Origin of the sequence: Microbispora sitophila (assembly GCF_014892245.1) — a bacterium.
Taxonomy (GTDB): Bacteria; Actinomycetota; Actinomycetes; order Streptosporangiales; family Streptosporangiaceae; genus Microbispora; species Microbispora siamensis.
The window spans coordinates 1-2,858 of the sequence record NZ_JADBGC010000067.1; the positions used below are offsets into that span (position 1 = coordinate 1).

At 66.9% G+C, this 2,858-nt stretch carries 2 protein-coding genes; one reads left to right on the forward strand and one right to left on the reverse strand.

The genetic code is table 11. The annotated features are described in order from the left end of the window. Positions 1-224: FadR/GntR family transcriptional regulator (locus IL992_RS48830; protein WP_193209471.1), on the reverse strand; the 224-nt coding region annotated here is incomplete at its 3' end. Positions 225-658: 434 nt separating this feature from the next. Here IL992_RS48830 and IL992_RS48835 point away from each other — a divergent pair. Continuing rightward, on the forward strand, positions 659-2,858 hold a 2,200-nt coding region (locus IL992_RS48835), incomplete at its 3' end, for an RICIN domain-containing protein (protein WP_319019259.1).

A 2,858-nucleotide genomic window follows, 5' to 3' on the forward strand; every position in this document is an offset into this window, starting at 1 on the left:
TACAGGCCCCGGCCCTTCTGGGCGCGTACCCGGCCGAGCGCGGACAGGATCTTCACGGCCTCGCGGACGACGGTGCGGCTGGTTCCCAGCTGCCGGGCCAGGTCGTTTTCCGTCGGCATGCGGTCGCCCGGCCGCAGGCCCAGCCGGGCGATGAGCTCCAGCACCTGCTCGGCCGCCACCTCATAGCCCGGCCGGTATCCGCCCTCACGCTGAGTGTCGGTCACCGTGCTTCCTCCTCGCCGCTCCCTGCAAGAGTATGACTCTGTGGGCCGTGTCACCCGCGGACCGTCCGGGACGTGGCACCGTGAGTACGAAACATCGTCGCGATTCACACAAGGCGGTACGCCCGCGCGGGAGTGCCCGTGTGGATTTCCCCTGATCAGACAGTTCTGATCGTTACAACGACATGACGATTACATGCCTGCCGTGAAAATTAAGTGTTCTTAAGGTCTTGACGGGCCTCGGTGCTCGCACCGTAATTGGTACCTGAGCGCCCGGAGGACGTTTCTTCCGGGCTCCTGCGGCTGGACCACACGGCGGGTGTGTGGAGGCGCGTCGCATGCCTCGGCACCGTGGTCGGCCACGTCGGCTTCCATCACCTCACTCCACCCCGACCCCCTCGTGGTGCACGTGAGGCCGCACCATCATGGAGAAGCACGTGACCGATCGGATTGAGCATCCGTCCCCACCGGTCGCGGTGTTGAGACCGCTTCTGGTGGGTCTCGTCATCGCGGCGCTGACCGCGGCGATGGCAGTCGTCGCATCGGCCACCGCGGCCCACGCCGCCACCACGACCCTCTACGTTTCGCCCTCGGGCACCGGCAGCACCTGTTCGTCCGCCCAGCCGTGCTCGCTGTCGGGCGCGCAGACGGCGGTGCGGTCGCAGAACAGCTCCATGTCCGGCGACATCGTCGTGCAACTCGCCGACGGGGTGTACCGGCTCTCCTCACCGCTACGGCTGACCGCCGCCGACTCCGGCACCAACGGATATCAGGTCGTGTGGCAGGCGGCCCCGTCGGCGCATCCCGTCATCAGCGGCGCCAGGGCGGTCACCGGCTGGACGCTCGCCGACCAGGCGAAGAACATCTGGCAGGCCAACGTCGGCGCCGGGATCGACACCCGGCAGCTGTATGTCAACGGCGCCCTCGCCACGCGTGCGCGTACGCAGGTGAACCGGTCCGACTTCACCGCCAACGGCTCCGGGCTGAGGTTCGGCAACAGCGCGCTGAGCTACCTGAACAACCTGGCCGGTCAGAACCGGGTCGAGCTGGAGAGCGTCGGTTCGTTCACCGACCGGTACGTGCGGGTGCAGAGCATCAGCGGCAACTTCATCACGATGCAGCAGCCCAGCTGGAACAACAACATCTTCGGCTACGACGTGTTCACCAGCCCGCACCGGGCGGGTCCGCTCTACATCGAGAACGCCTACGAGTTCCTCGACTCGCCGGGTGAGTGGTACATCAACCCCACGACCGGCGTGCTCTCCTACATCCCTCTCGCCGGGCAGAACATGAGCAGCACCAGCGTGGAGTTGCCGGTGTTGCAGTCCCTGGTGAACGTCGGCGGCACCTACGACGCGCCCGCGCACCACATCACCTTCAGCGGCATCACCTTCGCCGGCACCAGCTGGCTGGGACCCAGCAGCAACCAGGGCTTCGCCGACCAGCAGACCGGCGCCTACATCGCGGGCAACTGGAACTGGCCCAGCGACCTGCCGAACTCCTGCCAGGAGGGCTGCCAGCAGTTCGAGGCCACCAGGCCGAACTGGTCCCAGATGCCCGCGGCGGTGCAGGTGTCGGCGGCCGACCACATCACCTTCACCGACTCGCAGTTCGTCAACCTGGGCCAGACGGCCGTGGGCATCGGCAACGACGCCAACGCGCACGCCAGCGGTGTCGGCCTGGGCGCCAGCGACATCACGGTCACCCGGTCGGAGATCGCCCGCAGCTCGGCCGGCGGCGTCGTGGTCGGCGGCGTGCGTGCCGACGCCCACCACCCCAGCGACCCGCGGATGGTCAACCGCAACATCACCATCACCGACAACCGCATCCACGACCTCGGGCTGGACTACCGGGGCATCGTCTCGGTCCTGACCACCTACGTCACCACCACCGACGTGTCCCACAACGAGGTCTACAACATGCCCTACACCGGCATGTCGATCGGATACGGGTGGGGCGCCAACGAGCCCGGCGGCAGCACCCAGTACGCCAACCGAGGTCTGTACAACTACCAGCCGCGCTACACCACGCCCACCACCGCGTCGGGCAACAAGCTGATCGGCAACTACGTGCACGACGTCATGCAGCAGATGACCGACGGCGGATGCATCTACACGCTGTCGTGGAACCCGAACGCGCTGATCAGCGACAACTACTGCCTGCGGACCAACGGCTGGTTCGGGCTCTACTTCGATGAGGGCTCCAAGTACTACACCGTCAGGAACAACGTCTTCTCCAACACCGGCACCTGGGCCACCGCCAACTACTGGGGCGGTGAGAACATGGGCAACTTCACCGTCACCGGCAACTGGTCGACCAACGGCAGCACCAACATCACCAACGGCGACCGCGGCAACATCGTCAACAACAACGTGACCGTCACCAACGGGCAGTGGCCCGCGGGCGCCCAGTCCGTGATGGCCTCCGCCGGAGTCCGCAACGGCACCTCCACACCCTCACCCTCCCCGTCGTCACCGTCGGGCAGCACCAGCGCCCTCAAGGGTGTGGGGTCCGGGCGGTGCCTGGACGTCAGCGGGGTGTCGCAGGCCAACGGCGCTCAGGTGCAGATCTGGGACTGCAACGGCCAGAACAACCAGCAGTGGACCTCGACCAGCGCCGGTGAGCTGCGCGTCTACG